Here is a 21,939-nt window from a genome sequence, read left to right on the forward strand (position 1 = left end):
GTATCAAGTGCCGCGTTGTCACCACGCGCCTGCTGCTTGCGCTGGTGCCTGGTTGTACCCACAGCACCGCGTCTTGCGACAAGGGTTTGCCCTTGTGGCTTTTCGTCGCACCGATATCGAGCGCCGCAATACCCGCCATCCAGTCACAGCATGCGGCGCAGGACGTCGTTTCGAGGGTCGCGGTCATAAAACCGATGCTTCAGGGCACCGGCGACATGCACCAGGATCAGGCCGAGCAGGGTGTAGGCGAGCACTTTGTGCAGCCATTGGAAGACGACGAACCAGTCGTCATTCTTGCCCAGGAGCTCCGGAAGGTTCACCCCAAAAAAGAAGACGCCGTCGCTCATCGTGTAGGTGCTCGACATCGAATAGCCCATCAACGGCACGATCACCAGCAGCGCGTACAAGGTTCGGTGGGCAAGTCTTGACGAAACCCGCTCATACCGTGCCAGCGTCTCTGGCGGTTGTGGCAGCCTGGCCGCTCTCACCCGCAGGGCGATCTGGACCAGGACTATCAGGAATGCCAGCACCCCAAAGGATTTGTGCCACGGATAATAGAGCTCATATTTGCTTGCCACTTCGTCATCGAGCCCAGTCATGTGCCAGCCCGCCCAGAGGAGGCCAGCGACGAGCACGGCGCGCACCCAGTGCAAAATTCGCAGGGAGGTTGGATACCGATCAATTGTTGTTTGATTTACCGGATTCATCACGGTCTCTCCATCGATCATCAAGGCATCGAAAAAGCACGTTGGAACGGCCACCCTTTGAGGCCCGGGGGCTGGGAGGGTGGTCCGGTCAGTGCAGGGATTGTTTTCAGCCGGGCAGCAGCACGGTAATGACCTTCTCCTCGGTGTAGGCCAGCGCACCGCTGAATCCTCCTTCCCGGCCAATGCCGCTGGCCTTGACGCCGCCCCATGGCAGGTTGGCGTCCAGCGGGCTCCAGCAGTTGATGCCCACGGCCCCGGCCTTCACCGCCGCAGCGACGCGATGCGCTCGTGCCAGGTCGCTGGTCCAGACCGTGGCTGCAAGGCCGTAGTTGGAATCGTTGGCGAGTGCGACGGCCTCTTCTTCGCTGTCGAACGTGATCACCGTGCCGACGGGCCCGAAGATCTCGTCCTGGGCGATCGCCATGTCATTGCGGGCGTTGGCGAAGATGGTCGGCCGGACGAACCAACCTTGTTCAGGGTTCGATACCCCACCGGCCAGGAGGGACGCACCTTGGTCGATGCCCAACTGGATGTAGCGGTTGACGCGATCCAATTGGGCTTTCTTGGCCACCGGCCCCATCTGCACGCCGGGTTGGCGAGGGTCGCCGACCTTGACGGCGCGCGCGGCATCGGCCAGCGCTGCGGCGAAGCGATCGGCGAGGCCACGTTGGACCAGGATGCGCGAGCCGGCCGCGCAGACCTGGCCCTGGTTGGCGAACAGGCCGAGGGAGCAGCCGAACAGCGCGTCGTCGAAGGAGGCATCGTCGAAGACAATCTGCGGGCTCTTGCCGCCCAACTCCAGGGCCACGCGCTTGAACAGCACGCCGGCAGTGCGTTGGATCTCACGTCCGGCTTCGGGGCTGCCGGTGAAGCTGATCTTGTCGACATGGGGGTGTTCGCACAGGGCGCGACCCACCTCGTTGCCGTAGCCGGTGACGACGTTGATCACGCCATCGGGGAAGCCCGCTTCCTGGGCCAGCGTTGCCAGGTGCAGCGCCGACTGTGGCGTCTCTTCCGACGGTTTGATGACCACGGTGCAGCCTGCGGCCAACAGGGCGGCGAGCTTCCAGACTGTGATCATCAGCGGTGAGTTCCAGGGAACGATGGCACCGACCACGCCCACCGGTTCCCGTACTGTGTACGAGAGGGACTTGGTGCCAAAGTAGCCGCCGGAGGGAATGGTCCGCCCCTCGAGCTGGTTGGCCCAGCCGGAGGAGGCGCGCAGGTTGGCGACTGCGTTGGGTACGTCCAGCCGGCGCGGTTCGATCGGCGAGCGGCCGATGGCGTCGGCGTCCATATCGGCCAGCACGTCGGTGTCGCGCTCCACCAGGTCGGCCAGTTTCGACAGCAGTCGAGCGCGCTGGGCGCCGTCAAGCTGGCTCCAGGCGCCACGTTCGAGCTGGTGGCGTGCGGCGCCCACGGCACGGTCCACGTCCTCGACGGTGCCGCGGGCGCAGCTGCCGTAGACCTGTTCCGTCACGGGGTTGACGAGGTTAATGCGGCGGCCGTCAGAGGCTTCGAAAGACGCGCCTGCGATGAAGTGTTTCAAGTGCTCAGTCATTTTGAAGTCCATGAGTGATGTGCAGGAATCGGGACAGGTCACGCATCGAGGGCGTCCAGGGCGTCGCCGAAAATGTCCAGTGCCTTGAAGAACAGCGCTCGTGAGATCGTCAGCGAGGGCATGACACGCATCACGTTGCTGTAGCGACCGCAGGGAATCATCAGCACGCCGTGGCTCAGCAGGTAACCCATGAGTTGGCCAATCTTTTCCGGTGCCAGTGGCGCCTTGGTGGTCGGGTCCGAGACCAGCTCGATCCCGATCATCAGGCCGCGACCACGGACCTCACCGACCAGCGGGCTGCCGAAGCCGCGAATACGCTCCTGTGCTTCCAGCCCCAGTGTATGGGCGCGGTTGAGCAGATCGAGCTCCGGATCCTGGAGGATGCTGATGTTGGTCAGCGCTACTGCCGCGGACAACGAGTTGGCGGCGAAGGTGTTGGGCATCGATCCGTCAGGAATCGCCGCCGCCAGGTCCGAGCGCATGATCAGGCCGGCCATTGGCAGGTCGCTGCCGATGCCCTTGCCAAAGGTGAGCATGTCGGGCTTCACGCCGGAGTGCTCGACCGCCCACATCTTGCCGGTACGTCCGGCGCCGGACTGCACCTCGTCGACGATCAGCAGCGCACCGCTGCGGTCGCAGGCCTTGCGCAACAGTTGCAGGAACTCTGGCGAGGGCGGCACGTAGCCGCCTTCGCCCTGTACCGGTTCCACGATCACGGCCGCCACGTCATCGGCGGCGGTGTAGGGGGTGTTCAGCAGGTAATCCACGTACTCACCGGCGATCTGCTCGGCGCTTTTGTGCGTGGTATCGAAGGGGAAACGGTAGGCATAAGGGTAGGGGGCGTGAATGACGCCACCCATCTGGGCACCATAGCCCTTGCGGTAGGCGGTGCCTGTCGTCAGTGCGCCGGAAGCGTTCCACACGCCGTGGTAGCCACCGTGGAAGGCGATGATCTGGTGCCGTCCGGTGACGCGCTTGGCGAACTTGATGGCCGCTTCCAACGCATCGCTGCCGCTTTGCGTGAAGAATGTAATGCAGTCGCCGCGCAGGCCGTCGGGCGCGATCTCGGAGAGCTTGGCGGCCAGTTCGGTGCGCCGGGTGCTATTGACCTCCAGAGCGTGCATCAGCACTTCGGACTGTTCGCGAATGGCCTGTACCACTTTCGGGTGGCAGCGACCCACGCTGCTGACGCCCACACCCGCGGACAAGTCGATGTAGGTGTTGTCATCGGCGTCCTTGAAGGTCGCGCCGAATGCCCGGTCCATGGCCACAGGCATGCGTCCGCCGCCGCGTGCCATGGATTCGGTACGCGCCGACAACGCCAGCGCCTCGGTGGTCCGGGGGCCGGGAATGGTGGAGTTAATCCGCGGGGCATCCGCGAAATGGAGGGCTTCGAGTTTGGCTTCGCTCATGACGGTCTCTCAGGATGTCGGTTTCAGTGTGCCGATCATCCCCGTGGCCTGTTCCAGGCCGGTAGCCCGAATCGGCACATTGGATGGACCGCCTCGCGCGTCAGTACCGGAGCACAGACACTGCCCAAAGAAAATTTGCAGAATTCTCTTTATGTGAGAATATCGCTCGGGAGGGCGATCTAAAAACAAGAATATTGGCCGAGGCGTTCGTCATCATGAAAAACCAGAACATCAGCCATTTCCACGACATTCATGTCCACGCAGCCACCGTCCAGGAGTGGAGCCAGGATTACAACCAGTTAACCGCTGGTACGGCTGATAGCTCACTGATCCAGTTGACGACGGCGCGCTGCCACGTGTTTCGCGAGCAGATCAACCAGCGTGTCGTGCAGCACGGCGTGGCCCCACGGGGCAAGATGTGTTTCGCCGTGCCGATCACCGTCCCGGGCTCGATCCGGATGCAGGGGCGGGAAGTGGACGACAGCAGCCTGTTCTTTCTTCATGGTGGCGAGGAGTTCATGTTCCATATGCCGCTGGGCATGGAACTGCTGGCGATTACCTTCGAGCGGGAGTTGTTCGAAGATGCGTTGGCACAAACCGCGTCGGCCAAGGAAATCGGTCAGTTGCTGCGTCAACCGGTGATCAAGGTGTCCACTCAACGCTATGCCGAGGCTCGCCGTCGAATGCTGGCGGCGTTCTCCCAGGCGCTCTTGAGTGAAGAACTCGACCATGCGCAAGACCGGGAACTGGCGCTGGAGCAGACCATGCTCGGCGAGCTGCTGCAATTGATGACCGACCCCGCCTGCGACAAGCAGCAGCGCACGCCAAGTTCCACGCGCAGCTATATTGTCGAAAAATGCCACCGCCTGGCGGCCGCGCAATTGAACAACGTGCCCAGCGTGGATGAGTTGTGCCAGCGCCTCCAAGTCAGTCGGCGTACCGTGCAGAACAGCTTCCGCTCGGTGACCGAGACGACACCGGTCAATTACCTGCGCTCCGTGAGGCTGAACGGTGTGCGCCGAACCCTGATGTCCACCCCCGCGACGCATCTTTCGATAGGCGATGCCGCAGCCCAGTGGGGCTTCTATCACCTCAGCCATTTTGCGGCGGAGTACCAGGCGCTGTTCGCAGAGTTGCCGTCCCAAACCACGCGTGCTGCCATCGGCGGTTGCGCCCTTGCTTGAGCCTTTGCCCGCTGCACCCGGCAGCGGACAGGCTTGCCTGCACAAGGATGTCGAAAAGATGAATAGCCTTCGCCGCCTGCTCAGGGTCTTCGACTTGTTTCGCCCTGAACAGCCGGTCATCGATGTGGACGTGATTTGTCGGGAACTCGGCTACACGCCCGCCACCGCCTATCGTTATTTGCGCGAACTCGGCGACGCGGGGTTCTTGAAGCGATTACCCCGCGGCTACGCGCTCGGCCCACGCATCGTCACGCTGGAGCATCAGATGGCTCACTACGATCCATTGCTGGCCTGCAGCCGGGGCCTGGTGGACAAACTGGTGGCCGACACGGGCCTGGACGCACTGGTCAGCGAATGGCATGGCGACTCAGTGGTCAACGTGCTGATCCAGCGGGGTTCCGACGCCGGCCCCGTGGGTGGCGACCGGGGGCGGCCGATCGATCTGTTCCACAGTGCGACCGCTCGGGTTGTATTGGCCTATCTGCTGCCGCGCCAGATCCGCCGCATCTACGACGTCCACGCGAAGCCCGCCGAAGTGCTGCATCAGGGGCTGGAGTGGAAACCGTTCACCAAGGAGCTGCTCGCCATCCGCAAGCAAGGCTACTGCATCAGCGAAAGCGAGCTGTATCCGGGGCGCAGTGGCGTCGCGGCGCCGATCTTCGACGAAAAACGCCGAGTGCTCGGGAGCATGACCCTGGTGGGGCGTAGCGAGCGGTTTCATGCGTTCCAGCAGGGCTATTTGTGCGACCTGGTCACCGGCGCGGCGTCGGAACTGACGGCGCGTATTGCCTTGCAATAAGGCAAGAGCAGCTGGACGGCGGGCTTTTTCGAGGGGAATGTGCCGATTACCGATTTGGGCTAATGGGGTGTTCGGGGGCAGGCATAGGATCGAGTCCAGCGTGCGACATGATCAATAACGCTATCCGGTGACGGCGAGCGATTGACTGCACCGATCCTACAGCGACTGCCTCATACAATAAGGTCAAGAAAACATGAGTGTACCTCTCCCGGTCAACAGCTCCACGGAGCTCAAGCGTGGGGCCCTGGGTGTCGGCTTCATCATCTTCTTCGTGGTTTCAGCGGCGAGCCCCTTGAGCGTCATCGCCGGTGGCTTTCCCATTGGCATCATGCTGGGCAACGGCGCTGGCACACCGGCCTTGCTGATCCTGGCCTTGCTGGTGTTACTGGCATTCTCGGTGGGCTACACCACCATGTCCCGGCATGTGACCAACGCCGGCGGTTTCTATGCCTTCACTTCTCGCGGCCTGGGTGGCCTGGCCGGCGGCGCGGCGGGGGTGCTGGCGATGTTTGCCTACAACATTCTGCAAGTCGGGCTGTATGGGATGTTCGGCGGCGTGGTCAGCGGCACGATGGAAAGCGTCTTCGGCCTGGTATTGCCCTGGTGGTCGTACTCGTTGATGGCGATGGCCAGCGTTGCGATTCTCGGCTACCGCAAGATCGATCTGTCGGCCCGGGTGCTGTCGGTCATTGTGATCGCCGAATACCTGGCGATCCTGCTCCTGGATTTCGCCATTCTCAGGACCGGTGGCGACAGCGGGATCAATCTCGATGCGTTCGATCGCAGCCACGTGTTCAGCGGCACGCCATCCATCGGCTTGCTGTTCTGCTTCGCGGCGTTCATCGGCTTCGAGGCCACCACCATCTATGGCGAAGAGGCCAGGAACCCGCAACGCACGATCCCGATTGCCACCTACTGTTCGGTCTTGCTGATCGGCGGGTTCTACGCGCTGTCGGTCTGGTCGATGGTGATTGGCGTGGGGGCGGACAAAATCGTCTCCACGCTTCAGGCCTTGCAGGACCCGACGACGTTTATCTATGGCATGTCCGACCACTTTGTCGGCCCGCACCTGACCCAGGTCATCCGCGTGCTGTTCATGGTCAGCATCTATGCCGGGCTGCTGGCGTTCCACAATGCCGCGGCCCGTTACTTCTACGCCATCGGGCGTGACGGTTTGCTGCCCAGCCGGTTGGGCACCACCCATCGCGTCCACCAGAGCCCGCACATGGGCTCGGCGTTGCAGAGCTTGATCTCCGCCGTGGTGGTACTGATTTTCGCCGCCATGGATGCCGATCCGATCCTGCAACTGTTCGCCTGGCTGTCCAACCTGGCGACGCTGTGCGTGATCTTGCTGATGGCGCTGACTTCCGCAGCGGTCTGGGTCTTTGCCCAGCGCCACCCCGAACTCAAGCTGGGGATCTGGCGTGGGCGGATTTTCCCTGGCTTTTCTTGCGTGGCGTTACTGGCGGTCCTGGTCATCGCGGTGGTGCATTTCGATGTGCTGACCGGCGCCAGCAGGGCCTTGTCATACGGCCTCTGCGCGATCATTCCCGCCGCCTTGCTGGCGGGTGTGTTTCTGGCGGCGCGACTGCGCAAGGTGGCACCGCAGCGGTATTTGGGGTTGGGGAGTCATAAGCTATAGGAACCTGCGCAGTATCGATGGCGCTTGGCCGATCATCGATAGTTGCAGAGACGCGTTGATCAATTGTGGTGTGGGGAGGGGGCTCGCCTTAGATGAGTGGTGCTGTCGGTCGAAGCCGCACGTAACCCTTAAGCCCGTACGGCCTCGCTTACACTCAGCTCGCGTCGTTTGGTCGACACACCATCCGACCTGAGTGCTGAACTCACTTTAAAGCAATTGTGCTTATGACTTGGAGCTCGGTCGCCCAGGGATATGGCTCAGTATCGATTTGGAGAAGCCACCATCCACACATATATCCTGGCCCGTGACATATGCCGATAAGGGGCTGATGAGAAATTCGATCACGTTCGCGATATCCACGGGGTCACCGATTCTCGCCAGCGGAATGATTGCTTCCCGTGCTTTCTTGATCTGGGGGTCGGTATACATTTTTTCCGACATCGGCGTACGGGTCATTCCTGGGGACACCACGTTGACACGGATCCCGTCAGGAGCCCACTCCAGCGCGAGCGTCTGGGCCAGCATTGTCAAGGCTGCCTTGGTGGGGCTGTACGCGCCTGAGCCGGCATGGGGAGTCTGGCCAGACATCGATGAGGTAAAGCACGCCGAGCCTCGACTCTCGCGCAAATGCGGGTAGCTGGCCTTGGCAAGCAGCCATGCGCCGCGAAGATTGACGGAGAACATGTCGTCCCAGTCCGCAATGGACAAATCACAGATTGTGCCAGGGCTGGCGATGCCGGCATTCGCAACCAGCGCGTCGAGCCCGCCGAATTCCGCTACTGCAGCTGCCACAAGTTGGCTTGGGACCTCTGGGTCGCCGAGATCTCCTAACAGTGCGATGGCGATGCCGCCCATGGCCTCGATGGATCGAACGACTTCTTCCTGAGCAGGAGTGGGTGTGTGCCCGCATACCGCAATTTTCGGCTGCGAGCCTCGAGCAAGGGCCGCTTCCGCGATCCTCAGGCATGCAGACGCACCGATACCGCTACTACCGCCACTGACCAAAGCTCTCATTGGACACTCCTTCTTATAGTTAGACATTGAGGTAAAAGAGGCTTGTAAAGTACGAAAATAGATTTAGCTTTGCAATCAAATTGACAATGGAATTTGATTCCGATATCGTTTTTTTGCAGTCAAATACCCTTGCCACTAAGTGGCTGTCGCTATCCAGATTCATCCATCGTCGCGTTTTTCAGCTAGCGATAGTGGTCAGGTACAAAATCCATAATACGAATGGCCCGCTTCACTCCAGCGAATACTCAACTGAAAGGATGTTTCGATATGATCATCAGCACGTTTTCCTATCTGTGGTCATCCACGGCAATTGATGCGATTGCGCAGTTGGCCGAGCACGGGCATCGCGTGTTCGAAGTCCCCGTCAGCTCGCCACATTGCTGGCCGGTAGAGCTCTCGACCGCAGACCGTTCTGCCGCAAGCGCGCGTCTTCATGAATACGGTGCGAAGATCAGGTCCCTCAACGCCGGCGGCTATGACCTCAATCTGGCCAGTCCCGCCGCGAATATGCGCCAGAAGAGCATCGAGCACATCAAGTCGGTCATTGACTTGGCTTCCGCTTGGGATACCCAGGAGGTGGTGATATCCCCCGGCACCAGGCGCCCAATGATTTCCCCGCCGCTCGAAAAAACCTACGATTGGATGTACGAAAGCCTGGCAGTCCTGATTCCGCTGGCGAAACAGGCTGGCGTACGCTTACTGCTGGAAAACACTCCGTATTGCTTTACCCCCACCATGCCGGAACTGGCGAAGGTTGTAAGTACCCTCAACGACGATGTGGTCAGGGTCGTCTACGACATCGCCAATGCGGCTTACATCGGTGAAGATCCGGTGGCGAGTCTGTTGGCTTATCACGCCAGCATCGACTTTGTGCATGTGTCCGATACGGGGACGGACGTGTGGGGGCATGATCCAGTCGGCACTGGTGTAGTGGACTTTATCGGGTTGGGAGAGGCCGTTCACGCGACCTGCGGTATTGAAAACTGCGTACTGGAAATCATCCGCGAAGAAAATGCTTTGTATGAGCTGAACAAGGGTGTGCAGGATCTGCGTGCCAAGGGCTGGAAAATCCCGTAATCGTCCACCGGTCGCTTGTCGCTACCGCCTGCGACCGGATAGTTCAAGTAGCCCTTGAGGCCCGCAACGGGTCCAGGTGACAGCGTTTACACCAGCAATACGCGCGCGATCATGGGGGGACGCAGGCTTCGGCCTGATGGAGCCGGTCATGATCGCGACGGTGTATGCGGTACTACCGCAGAGGTAGCGAATCATCACCACTGACCGAAGACCAGAGCGACCAGCATTCGCCTACCCTGATTGCCGAGCGCTTCAGATGTTCGATATGAGCACTCAGGGTTTCCTCCCGCATGCGTGCGATGGGACCGGCGACGCTCAGGGTGGCCACCGGGCCCGAGTTGTCTGGCCGCGAGGTATCGAATACAGCAACCGCCACGACACACACGCCCACTTCACCTTCTTCTCGAACGACTGCGTGTCCGTCTTTGCGGATCTGAGCGATGTCATCAAAGATGTCGCGAATCGAAACGCGCGCATTGGGCCCGGCGTAGTCTCGGCTGTTCTCGATGTCCCAGGCGGCGAGAATTCGCATGGCGCGCTCATCGCGCATAGTGGAAAGCCATACTTTGCCCGCCGCGGTTGTGTGGGGAATGATTTTTTCATCCAGGGCTCGGCGGTACTGCAGCCCTCTGGTGTTTTGCGTGGCTTGCAGCACCCAGGTCAGGTGATCCTCTGCAACTGCCGCCAACCGGACGTGCTCGCCGGTTTCGCTGGCCAGCTCGTTGAGCAAGGGTTGCATGATCCTGGCGAAGCCCGTTTCAGAGATGAAGTTCACGCCCATGCTGGGGATTTTCAGCGTCAGGCGGTAATGATCCTGTTCGTCCTGGTAAACGTAGCCTCTTTCTCGCAGCGCGCTCAATATGCGGTGGGCCGTGGCCATGGCAACTTGGGTTCGCTCGCCGATTTCAGACAGGGCGAGACCGTCCGGGTGGGACAGCAGCAGTTCCAAGGTGTTGAAGTAGCGGCCAATGTGTGACAATTTTTAAATCCTCTTTTTTGCCAGCAATGGCCAGCCAACGTCGTGTCAGGGGTACTGGAGTGTGATGGGAATGCCGCCGAGGCGGTCTGACTCATAGGCCGCCTCGATGATGCGCATGACGTGGTGCATGGTTGCAAGTCCGGCACCGGTATACGCTGTCTCACGGCCAGGGGCGAGGACATCGGTTACGAAATTGTCGTAATACACGTCAGAGTTCAGGCTCATGGTCAGGTCACTTGCCGCTCCAACCGCGTCGATCAGCCGCAAGCCATCCGGGGTCGAGCGCACGTAGAACTGATCGGTTGACAATGAAAACGAGTACTCCCGTTGCTCGGGCGTGTTAGCCGGGTAATTGTAGCCAGTTTCGATGGTGCAGATGCAGCCGCTCTCGGTCACCAGGGTCATCATTGAGGCGATCTCTACGGCGGCCAGCTGCGGGTCGCGGTGCATGACGGCGGACACGCTGCATATGCGCTCTCCGGACATTTGCTGCGCCAGATCGACGAAATGAGGGGCAAGGTTGATCGTGCATCCGCCGCCCGAGCGTTTCGGGTCAAGCATCCAGGCGCAACTGTTCGTCAAGTAGCGTCCGGGCGGGCCGGCGTTGAATCGAAACGACTGGGTTCTCCATTTGGCACCACTCTGCAACGCCGCATGCTTGACGCGGTTCAGTAATTCACTGTGCCTCCAAACCAACGGCACCGCCGCGAACAGGCCGGCGGCTTCGGCGCGTTGGTGCAGGTCCAGCACTTCATGCTGGGTAAGCCCGCAGGGCTTCTCCATCGCAAACGGAATGTTGCGCGCGACCAATGCCTTGCCCATGGCATACAACTCGTCGTGCGGGCCAAAGGCGAAGGCAAAATCAGCCTCTTCGTTATCGAGCAGGGTTTTCCAGTGATCGTAGCGTCGCGCTCCAAAGCGCTGGGCGAGGGCGGGACCACGCGACCCTGTGGCGTCGGATACCGCCGTGACGGCCACATCGGGCAGACGCTCAAGGGCATCAAGGTAGAGCGGGGTGTGCCAGTGGCTTACTTCCAGAAGAACGACTTTCAAACATTCATTCCTTATAAACAAATATGTTTGACGAACTTGCCGGTGCCCTCGGGGTGCGGATCAAGCCCGAATATAACAGCGCACGAGCCACGTTTCCGAGGGTGCGTAGTAGGCTAGCACGACGTGATTACGAACGGAAGTTGGTTTCGTTTTACTGGATGGCGACGTGTGGCGTCTGAGGTGAGGTGCAATTTCAACAGGCGCACGAAAATGTGCACATGCCGGGGCAGTGCACATCGTTAACCGTTTTGGTTCGGGTTATGAAGAGGGGAGGCAGGGTAGGTTGTACCGGACCCTTACAATTCAGTCGAGTAGCGACGCTCGATATCTTCGAAACCTAGAAAACTCAATGCCAGCAGGGCTTGGCCTACGTGCATCGGCTGGCCATCAAGGGTTTGGCAGCCGCGCGATTGCGCCTCAAGCAGCAAGGCAGTCGGCTCGGACCTGGTGATGATATCGACCACCACCGTCGCTGGGTCCAGCCGCGTTGCGTCTATAGGCATTGGATCATCAGGGTTCATGCCGAGTGGGGTGGCATTGATAACGATGTCATGACCTGCTGGGTCAGCTGGGCCTGTATACACAGCGCACGGACCCTCTTTGGCAACTCGGTGTACAAGGTCCGAGGCGCGGTGCGGATCCAGGTCTGAAATGACCAATGATCGTGCGCCAGCAGCGGCAACGGCAAACGCGATTGCCCGTCCCGAGCCGCCAGCGCCTATAAGCAGAACAGATTTCCCCACCAGGGAAACTCCGTGGCGCTGCATGCCCGCTACGCAGCCCAGTCCGTCGAATACGGCGCCCACCCAGCGCCCGTCATTGTCACAACGAACGACGTTGATTGCGCCGATCTGGCGCGCAGTAGGGTGGAGCTCATCCACGATGTCCAGCATGCTCTGCTTGTGCGGCATGGTCACCAGAAGTCCAGCGAGGTTGCGCACGGCTCGCACGCCTTTGACAAACTCAACCAGGTCCCCCGTACCTATCTCCAATGGAATGCAGACGGCGTCAGCCTGTGCTTCGGCAAACAACTTATTCAACAGCATTGGAGACTTGGCGCTCCTGAGTGGATCACCGATCAATCCATATATACGCGTGGTGCCTGTGATGCGTGGATGCATGTCAACCTACTTGTCATTGGCTATTGCACGCTAGTTGCCGGTATGCAGATATCGGAATCCCCCTGACAGAGCGTGCATATCCACTGCCGTGCTGCTCGAAGCGCTGTGCAGAAAAACTGAGCAGCGCGGCGGTGGTGAAGGGGGGCGGTCGTCAGGAGCGCATCACCGGCGCTGATTTTTTGAATGCTTGATCGGAGGCATTGGCGTTTGACTTGGGATTGGATTTTTCCCGCACCTGTTCGTACTCCTCCTCTGACATCGGGACAGCATTGGGGTCACCGAGGTCTTTCAGACGAATCCGGAAGGTTTCCCGGGTAGTAATAGCGGCGATAGCGGAGATTAAACAGATGCCAAAAGTCAGTGCCCCGATTTTTAGAGGGATATTATCGCTACCGGGAGGCGCAACAGATACGAAAAGGGCCGGCAGAAACGCTGTGCATGCCACGCCTATGTTCTGTCCAATGGCCATGCCGGTAACACGTACCCGTGTACGGAACAGTTCCGGGAACAAACTCGGGAACACACCATTAAAGCCCTGGTAAGCCACACCCCACATGAGCAGCGATAGAACCAGCGAAAGCCACATATTGTGAATGCTGATCGCATAGAGGTAGCCAAATGACAAGATGCCGCCGCACAGAACGCCAACAATCACCGGAGGCTTGCGGCCAATTCTATCGGAGAGCTTACCAACGAAGGGAATGAGGATAACTGCGCATATATTGCCTAGCACTGGTATCCACATGAATAAGCCAGAAGGAAATCCAATGCCGTAGGCGGGCTGCACTGCGTAGGTCGCACCGAATACAGAGGCGACGATTGCAAGTACCGCGGAGAGCGCCATGCAGATGACACGTAGCAGATCGCCCCAACTCTGCGTGAGCACTTCGATCACAGGTAGTTTACGGGGCTCGGTCTGTGTCTGCGCCTCAGTGAAGATCGGAGCCTCATGAACCTGACGCCGGATGATCCACCCCATGACGAGCACCACTGCGCTGAGCAGGAATGGAATCCGCCAGCCCCACGAAGCAAACTGATCGGCTGGCATGAACTGGGCAAGAGGCAGGAAAACCGCGGCGGCTAGCAGTTGCCCGGCTTGGACGCCTTGAAGGGTAAAACTTGCGAAGTAACCGCGACGCCCATCAGGCGCATGTTCCAGGGTCATGGAGCTGGCGCAGGACACTTCACCCGCGACCGCAAAACCTTGAATCAGACGCAACAGTATCAATAGGGCAGGAGCCCAGATACCAATCTGTGCATAGGTAGGAAGCAGACCGATGCACATCGTCGACGCGCCCATCAGGAACATGCAGTAGACGAGCACCGTCTTGCGCCCGTGTCGGTCGCCCATGTGCCCTAAGACCACAGCGCCTATCGGTCGGGCAATATAACCAACGCCGAAGCTGGCCAGCGAAATGATGATCCCAACCGTTGGGTTGTCTGACGGAAAGAACAGCTGTGGGAAAAGTAGCGCTGCCGCGGTGGCATAGATAAAAAAGTCGTAATACTCCAGCGCCGAGCCTATCCAGCCGCTCGCTGCGGCCTTTTTAGACTGACGCTTGGAGTGTGGATCGCCTTGAATGCTTTGGCTCATGACATGTCTCCGGATTCTCGATTGTTGTTATTGTAACGTCGTTCCATCAGTAATTCTGTTACCAGATTCGCCACCTTGTCAAGGGCGTTCCTTTGGCCGATCAAGGCATGGCGCTGGTTATCTGCGGGGAGCGTCGGCCCGCCGAGCGAGCACGCTGGAACCCGCTCATGCAATAGAGCGAATGGTTGTTAAGAGGATGAACAGGCTGCGAAGCATCAAGCTCTCGGCACTATGGCTTCCTAGGGAGAGCGATGACGCCAACGACAGGTTTTACCGTCGTCGTACGCCGCCTTTCACATTTGCCAACTACAAGCGATCTCTCGAGAGACAGCCGTCGACGAGCCTCGAAATGTTCAACGGATTCGCATTCTTGAGCGCATCGGGAAGCAATGCGTCGGGGTAGTTCTGGAAGCAGACTGGCCTCAGGAAGCGGTCGATGGCCAAGGTGCCGACCGAGGTGCCACGGCTATCGGAGGTGGCAGGGTAAGGGCCGCCGTGGACCATTGAATCGCAGACCTCGACACCCGTTGGATAGCCATTGATGAGGATGCGACCAACCTTCGTCTCCAACAAAGCAGTCAGCTCTGCGAATTGCGTAAGGTCTTCTGGCTCGCCAATCAAGGTGGCGGTCAATTGTCCGTGAAGGGCATTGATGGCAGCGTTGAGTTGGGCCTGGTCAGCGACCTCGATGAAGATGGACGTGGGGCCGAAGATTTCTTCTTGAAGAACCTTGTCGCCGTTAAACAGCAACGCAACGTCGGCCTTGAACAACTGTGGCTGGGCCTGGTGCCCCTGCTGGTCGCTGCCAGCCAGGTGCACGATGCCGGGGTGCGCGTGCAGGTTCTGCAAGCCAGCCGCGTAGCTGCGCAGGGTGCCCGAATTGAGCATTGTCTGTGCCGGTTGGTCGTTCATCAACGCTGCCACTCGGTCCTGAAAAGCAGTGAAAGCATCCGAGCGAATACCCACTACCAGCCCGGGATTGGTGCAAAACTGCCCGCAACCTTGAACCACCGAGGCGGCAAGGTCGTGAGCGATACTGTCGGCTCGACGCGAGAGTGCCTCAGGCAGGATCACGACCGGGTTGATGCTCGACATCTCGGCGAAGACTGGAATGGGCTCGGGGCGAGCGGCGGCCATATCGCACAACGCTCGACCACCTTTGAGCGAGCCGGTAAAACCCACGCCCTTGATGAGCGGGTGTTTTACCAAGGCTTCGCCTACGCCACTGCCATAAATCATGTTGAAGACACCCGCGGGCATGCCGCTGCGCTCGGCCGCCCGGATAATCGCGTTGGCGACCTGTTCAGCAGTCGCCATGTGGCCGCTGTGGGCTTTGAATACCACTGGACAACCCGCCGCAAGCGCGGAGGCGGTGTCGCCGCCCGCAGTGGAGAAAGCCAACGGGAAATTACTGGCACCAAACACAGCGACCGGACCGATTGCGGTGCGGTACTGGCGCAGGTCAGGGCGCGGCAACGGTGTGCGAAGGGGCAACGCCTGGTCGATGCGAGCCCCATAGAAGTCACCACGCCGCAGCACGTTTGCAAACAAGCGCATTTGACCGCTGGTACGTGCGCGTTCGCCCTGGATGCGAGCGACAGGCAGTGCTGTTTCCCGGCAAACCAGCGCAATGAACTCATCGTCCAGAGCGTCTAGCTCTTGCGCAATGGCATCGAGAAATTCAGCCCGTTTGTTCGCGCTCAGGGTGCGGTAGCTGGAAAAAGCATTGCAGGCTGCATGAGCCGCGTCCTCGACTTCTTGCGCAGTCGCCTGGTGGAACGCATAGGGTAAGGTTTCCCCCGTGCTGGCATCCACGCTCTTGACGATGATGCTGCCGACGGCGCTGCGCTGACCGCCGATAAAGTTCTGGCCGGTGATGAGGGACATGGTTGTCTCCAGGTTGAAAGTGCATGTGATCGAGGGGCAAGGCGTCCCGAGGACTGAAAGTCAGGTGACGGCGCCGATCTGCCAAGGCACGAACTCGTTTTGTCCGTATCCGTGTTGTTCGCTCATGCTGCGTTCGCCCGAAGCAATGCGCAGCATGGTTTCAAAGATCGCTGCACCGCACGCCTCGATGGTCAACGTGTCTTCGGCTATTTCGCCGCAGTTGATGTCCATGTCTTCACGTTGACGCGCCCATAAGGCGCTATTGGTCGCCAGCTTGATTGACGGGGCAGGGGCACAGCCATAGGCCGATCCGCGCCCGGTGGTAAACGCAATCAGGTTCGCGCCACCGGCGACCTGACCGGTTGCCGAGACCGGGTCATAGCCAGGGGTGTCCATGAAAACCAGCCCGTTGGCCGTGACGGCCTGGGCGTATTCGTAGACATCCATCAGGTTGCTCGAACCCGCCTTTGCCACCGCGCCCAGTGATTTTTCCAGGATGGTGGTCAAGCCACCGGCCTTGTTGCCGGCAGAGGGGTTATTGTTTAGTTCGGCCCCCATACGCTCGCAGTACTGTTCCCACCAATGAATGCGAGCGATGAGTTTTTCGCCGACTTCTCGGCTGACAGCCCGCCGCGTCAGCAAATGTTCGGCACCGTATATTTCCGGGGTTTCGGAGAGAATCGCGGTGCCGCCGCAGGCGACCAGGCGATCCACCGCGTTGCCCAGCGCTGGGTTGGCAGTAATGCCGGAGTAGCCATCCGAGCCACCGCACTGAAGCCCGACGACCAGATGGCGAGCGCTGACCGGTTCACGCTGAATTTGGTTGGCCTCGCCAAGCAATTGCTTCACGTGGTCAATGCCACTGGCGATGGCCTTGGATGTACCGCCACTGTCCTGGATGTTGAACGTGCGCAGGGTATTGCTGCGGGTGAGTCCTTGGGTTGTGAGTAATGAGTCGATTTGGTTCGTCTCGCAGCCCAACCCGATCACCAGCACGGCCGCAAAGTTGGCGTGGGTCGCATAGCCGGCCAATGTCCGGCGCAACATGCTCAAACCGTCGCCCGCTGGATCAACGGCGCAGCCGGCGGAATGTGTCAGGGCGACAACACCGTCGACGTTTGGATACGCTTGCAGTGCGGCGGGATTGATGTCCCGACGAAAATGATCGGCGATGGCCCGGGCGACTGTGGCAGAGCAATTCACGGACGTAAGAATGCCGATGTAGTTGCGCGTCGCGACGCGTCCATCCGGGCGTACGATACCCATGAACGACGGGGCTTCACTGGGCGTGACGTTGGGCTTCGCATCGACGCTGAAAGCATAATCTCGAGCGAATTCCCCCATGGCCAGATTGTGCACATGGACATGCTCGCCTGCTTCTATGTCGACAACAGCAAAACCAATGATTTGCCCATAGCGTCTTACTGGTTGACCGGCTTCGATACGTCGGGAAGCCACTTTATGGCCCGGCACGATCGCTTGCCGGATGGTCACGCCTTCCTGTTCAAGGACTTCGCCAGCGAGTAGCGGCCGGCGTGCGATCAGCACATCGTCCAGCGGATTCAAACGCAGCACAGCTGCTGCGCCGGTTTTCATGATCAGTTCCATCGCATCCTCACGGGCTGCTGGGTGGTGGGCGGTCGCTAATAGCGCCGCACTTTTGTGCCGGCACTATAGGATTCATGGAAATGGCTGCCTAATGAGAGCTTTCGATTGCTCGATAACTTTGCCTCATCGACTTTTTCTGAACTGGCTGCGGTCTCTCTTCTCTGTAGCCGTTTGCCGCTGTTTGGCGAACGCCAGCAAGGTCGCAATAAACGTCCGTGTCGGCTCTGACAGGGGCTCATCCTTGCGAGTGATAACTCCGTAATCCTGGGATTCAACTTTGAAGGGCGTGTTGAGGATTTGAAGCTGGCCGTTTTGTAGCTGTGACTGGACCATGGACTCGGGGAGCATGGCGAGCATTGGCCCGGACTGAAGCAACTGCAGGAAGGTTTGCATCGAAATGGTCTCCACCGTGTTGGCCGGCGGGGCGATCTTGAACGTCCTGAAAGCGCGCTCCATGCGTTGTCGGATCGGCGTATTGAAGGGATACATGACCCATGGCCATTCACTGAGTGCTTCAGTGGGGACCTCCTCAAGATCGCACAGAGGGTGTGTGCTGTTCACGACAAGACAAAAGGGTTCGGGTCCCAGCGACGTAAATTCGAACGGCTGACAATCTTCATCCGTGAAGCGCGCGATGATCAGATCGAGTTTCTTTTGTTCGAGCATTTCCAGCAGATGGTTGCTGGTTTGTTCGATCACCTCGATAGAGAGGAGGGGGCGCTCGCGTTTGATGCTGGCAATGGCTTCAGGCAGCACCACGGATGTCGCGGCGAAAATGGTGCCGACTTTTAAATGACCATGCCCGCCTTTTCGCAGTTTGTTGACTTGGTCGACGAACGACTCCGTGTCTTCCAAGGTGATACGCGCAAAACGGGCTACGAATTCCCCTAGTTCGGTAAGAACCAGACTACGCGTTTGACGCTCAAACAGCGGAAAACCGAGGAGAACTTCCAGATCGCGCAGCAATTTACTGATGGCCGGCTGCGTAACATTCATGTGTTCGGCGGTTGTGTGCATGTTGCGGGTCTTGGCCAAGCTATTGACCAGTACCAAATGTTTGATCTTCAGCCATCGGGAGACACTGGCAAAAGTAATTTGGTCATTTTCCATCGGTTAAGGCCTTGTCTGTCGATAACGAAACAGCATTGATGAGTGAGATTCTTTCATTGGGATTTACGGGGGCAGTCCATTAGTTTTACGGCTCTGATGACCAACTGATCTGGAAGCTCCATGGCGAATTTGAAACTGACGCGCGAAAACACCCTGCCAGTGGATGGCCTGGCCGGAACGCTGATCGGCCGTGCCTGGATCCCGGAGGCGATTGCCGGCCCCTCGCCGGTGGTGCTGCGCGATGAAGGTGTGTTCGATCTTTCTGAAACCTTTTCGACAATCAGCGAACTGCTGGAACACACCTCGCCGTTGTTGGTTGTTCGTCAGGCGCCAGGCAGGTACATCGGGACCGTCGAACAATTGCTTGGGAACACCGGCAGCCATGCCGATCCCGGCAAGGCATCGCTGCTGCCTCCAGCAGATCTGCAAGTCATCAAGGCGGCCGGGGTGACGTTCGCGTCCAGCATGATCGAGCGGGTCATCGAGGAGCAGGCCCGAGGCGATGCTGCCAAAGCCGAAAGTGTTCGCCGTCTGGTGCAAGAAGCCATCGGCGATAATTTGCGGGCAATCAAACCGGGTTCGCCAGAAGCGATGCGTCTTAAAGCTGTGCTGATCAAGCAGGGTATGTGGTCGCAATACCTGGAGGTCGGTATCGGTCCGGATGCGGAGATTTTCACAAAGGCACCGGTTCTGGCCGCAGTGGGCAGTGGCAGCGAAATCGGCATTCATCGCAAGTCTGAATGGAACAATCCGGAACCGGAAATTGTGCTGGCGGTGAACAGTCGAGGCCAAGTGCATGGCGTCACCTTGGGCAATGACGTCAATTTGCGTGATTTCGAAGGCCGCAGCGCCCTGCTGTTGAGCAAGGCCAAGGACAACAATGCGTCCTGTGCGATCGGCCCGTTCATTCGTCTGTTCGATGAAACGTTTACGCTCGATGACGTGCGCAACTGCGTCGTGGATCTGCAAGTCCGGGGCGATGATGGCTTTACGCTGGAAGGCAGCAGTTCCATGGCCCTGATCAGCCGTGACCCGCTGGATCTCGTGGCCCAGACGGTTGGCGGTGATCACCAGTACCCGGATGGCTTCATGCTTTTTCTCGGGACATTGTTTGCGCCTACCCAGGATCGCGAGGAGCCGGGAAGCGGCTTTACTCATAAGCAGGGTGACGAGGTCAGCATCGGGAGTCCGTTGCTGGGCACGCTGCGCAACACCGTCACCTACAGCCATGAGGCTGCGCCCTGGACTTTCGGCTTGCGGGCAATGATGCACAATCTTGCTGCCCGCGGACTTCTGTAGGTAAGGCAGGGTGGTGAGAGGCATTGGGCGTTCTTCCGCAAAGATTGAACATGCACAGGCGCTTGTCTATGGATAAAGAGCCGGACGCCGAAGCGTTCGGTTTTTATCTCTGTCAGGCGTCCCACGTCCCGGAGACCCGGCTGCGTGGCCCGCTCTGTCTCGATCAGGCCAACCCGGTGCAAGCGGGTTTGACTTATCCGGGGACGCCTGCATATTATTGGAACACGGTTCCAGTACGAACAATGTTGCTCGAATCCACCTCATTGTCAAAGATAAGTCGAGAAAAATATGAGAGTCGTTAAAGGTGCTGTTGACCGTTGCCTGGAGGCGATTGAACTGCTGGCCCGCGAGGCTCGCTGGATGCGGATGTCCGATATCGCAGCCGAGCTGGGCTTGGAGAAGGGCCCCGCCCATCGAGTGCTTGCTCAGTTAGTCGAGCAAGGGTGGGCGGAGCAGGATGAAGCCACGTCGCAGTACCGCTTGACACTGAAGCTGGCACTGTTGGGGCAGCGTTATTTACATGGCATCGGCTTGCCTGAATTGGTCCAGCCGATCATCGAGCAAGTGGCTGTTCAATGTCATGAGTTGGTGCGGCTGACGGTGGTCAACGAGGGCACCTTGTCCTGGTTGTCTTCGGCCCAAGGCGCCGCGCCAGGGCTTATGTATTCGCCGGCCATGGATAAACCGATCAATCTCTATGCAACCGCCAATGGCAAAGCCTGGCTGGCAACAATGTCCGATGAGCAGGCCATTGAGCATGCGTTGCGTAGCGGGCTGGGGAAAGCTGACGCGGGGATGGGGCACGGGCCGAAGGCGATCAACAGCATCGAAGGCTTGTTGGCCGAGTTGGCACTGACCCGGAAGCGCGGGTATGGCTTGGTCATTGAAGAGGCCGAGGCGGGTGTCTGGGCGATTGCGGTACCGGTCAAGCTGGTTCCATCCGGCACTGTGGTCGGCACGATGAGTATCGCCGGTCCGGTGTTGCGCATGCAGCCCGAGCGTTATGACGAATTGCATGCCCTGCTGGAAGAGGCCGCCAACAAGCTGGGTACGGTTTGGCCGCGCCAGAACAACGTGCATTCGGAGAGCGTATGAGCCAACTCGCACCTGCAGGGGCCAAGGCAGGATCGGAGCTGGAAGTCGCCGCTGCCGCTCTGGTCCGTGCACGGCTGGAGGGGGGGCGGCTGGCATCCTTGCCTGACCAGAACCTGCCAGGCAGCCTCGCAGAAGGTTTTGCCATCCAGCAACGCGTGGGCCCATTGGCTGGAAAGACCGTGGGAGGCTGGAAGTGTGCGTTACCGCCGGCTGGCAAGTGGATCGTAGCCCCGATCTACAGCGACAGCATTGTAGAAGGCGAACGTTACCGACTGGCCGCTGACGCCGATAAGGCACGCATCGAGCCCGAACTGGCGTGCGTCCTGGCCCATGATTTGCCGGCACGTGTCGAGCCTTATACCGCTGAACAGATCGCTGCTGCGATCAGCGACGTGCGCTTGGCATTGGAAGTGATCGATTGCCGTTATACCCATCCACAGACACTGCCGTTCGAGCAATTGCTCGCGGATGGTCTATTCAATCACGGCCTGGTACTTGGGGCGCCAATCACGCTGTCGAACCCTGCCAGCATGCCCTCTGAACTGGCTATCACCTTGAGCGATGCAACGTCGGAGCCCCTGAAAATCAAGGGTCGACATCCGGACGGGGATCCGTTGTTGCCGATCGTCTGGCTGGCCAATTTTCTGTCTACACAAGGGATAGGGCTGCAAGCAGGGCAGGTGATTATCACCGGGTCCTATGCAGGTGTTCTCGATGTGCCCGTTAACCAGCCACTGAATGTGCAGTTCGGCGAAGCAGGCTCATTGTCTGTCCATTTCTCAACGCTGGAGGAGTAA

General features: G+C 59.3%; 18 protein-coding genes. 7 read left to right on the top strand and 11 right to left on the bottom strand.

Features of this window, described 5'->3' with window-relative positions; genetic code table 11:
- Positions 1-143: 143 nt before the first annotated feature.
- From ACZ5M5_RS14515 to ACZ5M5_RS14525, 3 genes are all read right to left on the bottom strand, one after another.
- Positions 144-707 carry a cytochrome b gene (locus ACZ5M5_RS14515; RefSeq protein WP_103310031.1) on the bottom strand — a complete coding sequence of 188 codons (564 nt, stop codon included), beginning with the start codon at positions 705-707 and terminating at the stop codon, positions 144-146.
- Between the two features lie 106 nt (positions 708-813).
- Complete coding sequence (locus ACZ5M5_RS14520; RefSeq protein ID WP_060742500.1) at positions 814-2,268, bottom strand: aldehyde dehydrogenase family protein; 1,455 nt, start codon at positions 2,266-2,268, stop codon at positions 814-816.
- Positions 2,269-2,306: 38 nt separating this feature from the next.
- On the bottom strand, positions 2,307-3,680 hold the full coding sequence (locus ACZ5M5_RS14525; protein ID WP_103310029.1) for an aspartate aminotransferase family protein: 1,374 nt from the start codon (positions 3,678-3,680) through the stop codon (positions 2,307-2,309).
- A 215-nt stretch (positions 3,681-3,895) separates the two neighbouring features.
- On the opposite strand from ACZ5M5_RS14525, the gene ACZ5M5_RS14530 reads away from it, so the two are divergent.
- The 3 genes from ACZ5M5_RS14530 to ACZ5M5_RS14540 all read left to right on the top strand — a co-directional run bounded on the left by ACZ5M5_RS14530 (position 3,896) and on the right by ACZ5M5_RS14540 (position 7,305).
- Entirely contained in the window at positions 3,896-4,864 is a 969-nt protein-coding gene (locus tag ACZ5M5_RS14530) for a helix-turn-helix domain-containing protein (RefSeq protein WP_464739285.1), read from the top strand.
- A gap of 58 nt (positions 4,865-4,922) precedes the next feature.
- Positions 4,923-5,663, top strand: a complete 741-nt coding sequence (locus ACZ5M5_RS14535; RefSeq protein ID WP_103310027.1) for an IclR family transcriptional regulator — start codon at positions 4,923-4,925, stop codon at positions 5,661-5,663.
- 193 nt (positions 5,664-5,856) lie between these two features.
- Positions 5,857-7,305: an APC family permease gene (locus tag ACZ5M5_RS14540; RefSeq protein WP_464739286.1), complete on the top strand. Its 1,449-nt coding sequence runs from the start codon at positions 5,857-5,859 to the stop codon at positions 7,303-7,305.
- A gap of 222 nt (positions 7,306-7,527) precedes the next feature.
- Here the strand turns inward: ACZ5M5_RS14540 and ACZ5M5_RS14545 are convergent, their stop codons facing one another.
- Positions 7,528-8,319, bottom strand: a complete 792-nt coding sequence (locus tag ACZ5M5_RS14545; protein WP_103310025.1) for an SDR family NAD(P)-dependent oxidoreductase — start codon at positions 8,317-8,319, stop codon at positions 7,528-7,530.
- 267 nt (positions 8,320-8,586) lie between these two features.
- Here ACZ5M5_RS14545 and ACZ5M5_RS14550 point away from each other — a divergent pair, with 267 nt between their 5' ends.
- Complete coding sequence (locus ACZ5M5_RS14550) at positions 8,587-9,396, top strand: sugar phosphate isomerase/epimerase family protein (protein ID WP_464739287.1); 810 nt, start codon at positions 8,587-8,589, stop codon at positions 9,394-9,396.
- Between the two features lie 172 nt (positions 9,397-9,568).
- On the opposite strand, the gene ACZ5M5_RS14555 is transcribed toward ACZ5M5_RS14550, so the two are convergent.
- The 7 genes from ACZ5M5_RS14555 to ACZ5M5_RS14585 form a co-directional block, all read right to left on the bottom strand.
- Positions 9,569-10,375 (bottom strand): IclR family transcriptional regulator, encoded by an 807-nt coding sequence (locus ACZ5M5_RS14555; RefSeq protein ID WP_060742494.1) that lies wholly within the window; start codon positions 10,373-10,375, stop codon positions 9,569-9,571.
- A gap of 45 nt (positions 10,376-10,420) precedes the next feature.
- A complete protein-coding gene (locus ACZ5M5_RS14560) occupies positions 10,421-11,428 on the bottom strand; it encodes a Gfo/Idh/MocA family protein (protein ID WP_060742493.1) in 1,008 nt (335 codons plus the stop codon).
- Positions 11,429-11,724: 296 nt separating this feature from the next.
- Complete coding sequence (locus tag ACZ5M5_RS14565; RefSeq protein WP_103310020.1) at positions 11,725-12,549, bottom strand: shikimate dehydrogenase family protein; 825 nt, start codon at positions 12,547-12,549, stop codon at positions 11,725-11,727.
- Positions 12,550-12,700: 151 nt separating this feature from the next.
- Positions 12,701-14,143 (bottom strand): MFS transporter, encoded by a 1,443-nt coding sequence (locus ACZ5M5_RS14570; RefSeq protein WP_060742491.1) that lies wholly within the window; start codon positions 14,141-14,143, stop codon positions 12,701-12,703.
- A gap of 306 nt (positions 14,144-14,449) precedes the next feature.
- Positions 14,450-16,030, bottom strand: a complete 1,581-nt coding sequence (locus ACZ5M5_RS14575; RefSeq protein WP_103310019.1) for an aldehyde dehydrogenase (NADP(+)) — start codon at positions 16,028-16,030, stop codon at positions 14,450-14,452.
- Positions 16,031-16,090: 60 nt separating this feature from the next.
- Complete coding sequence (locus ACZ5M5_RS14580) at positions 16,091-17,638, bottom strand: UxaA family hydrolase (RefSeq protein ID WP_103310017.1); 1,548 nt, start codon at positions 17,636-17,638, stop codon at positions 16,091-16,093.
- Positions 17,639-17,761: 123 nt separating this feature from the next.
- Positions 17,762-18,748 carry a LysR family transcriptional regulator gene (locus ACZ5M5_RS14585; protein ID WP_060742488.1) on the bottom strand — a complete coding sequence of 329 codons (987 nt, stop codon included), beginning with the start codon at positions 18,746-18,748 and terminating at the stop codon, positions 17,762-17,764.
- Positions 18,749-18,868: 120 nt separating this feature from the next.
- Here ACZ5M5_RS14585 and ACZ5M5_RS14590 point away from each other — a divergent pair, with 120 nt between their 5' ends.
- The 3 genes from ACZ5M5_RS14590 to ACZ5M5_RS14600 all read left to right on the top strand — a co-directional run bounded on the left by ACZ5M5_RS14590 (position 18,869) and on the right by ACZ5M5_RS14600 (position 21,939).
- Entirely contained in the window at positions 18,869-20,047 is a 1,179-nt protein-coding gene (locus ACZ5M5_RS14590; RefSeq protein ID WP_464739288.1) for a fumarylacetoacetate hydrolase family protein, read from the top strand.
- 288 nt (positions 20,048-20,335) lie between these two features.
- On the top strand, positions 20,336-21,142 hold the full coding sequence (locus tag ACZ5M5_RS14595) for an IclR family transcriptional regulator (RefSeq protein WP_464739289.1): 807 nt from the start codon (positions 20,336-20,338) through the stop codon (positions 21,140-21,142).
- Positions 21,139-21,939 carry a fumarylacetoacetate hydrolase family protein gene (locus ACZ5M5_RS14600; RefSeq protein WP_464739290.1) on the top strand — a complete coding sequence of 267 codons (801 nt, stop codon included), beginning with the start codon at positions 21,139-21,141 and terminating at the stop codon, positions 21,937-21,939. Before ACZ5M5_RS14595 ends, ACZ5M5_RS14600 begins: the two co-directional genes overlap by 4 nt.

It is taken from the genome of Pseudomonas sp. Van50, assembly GCF_055390755.1.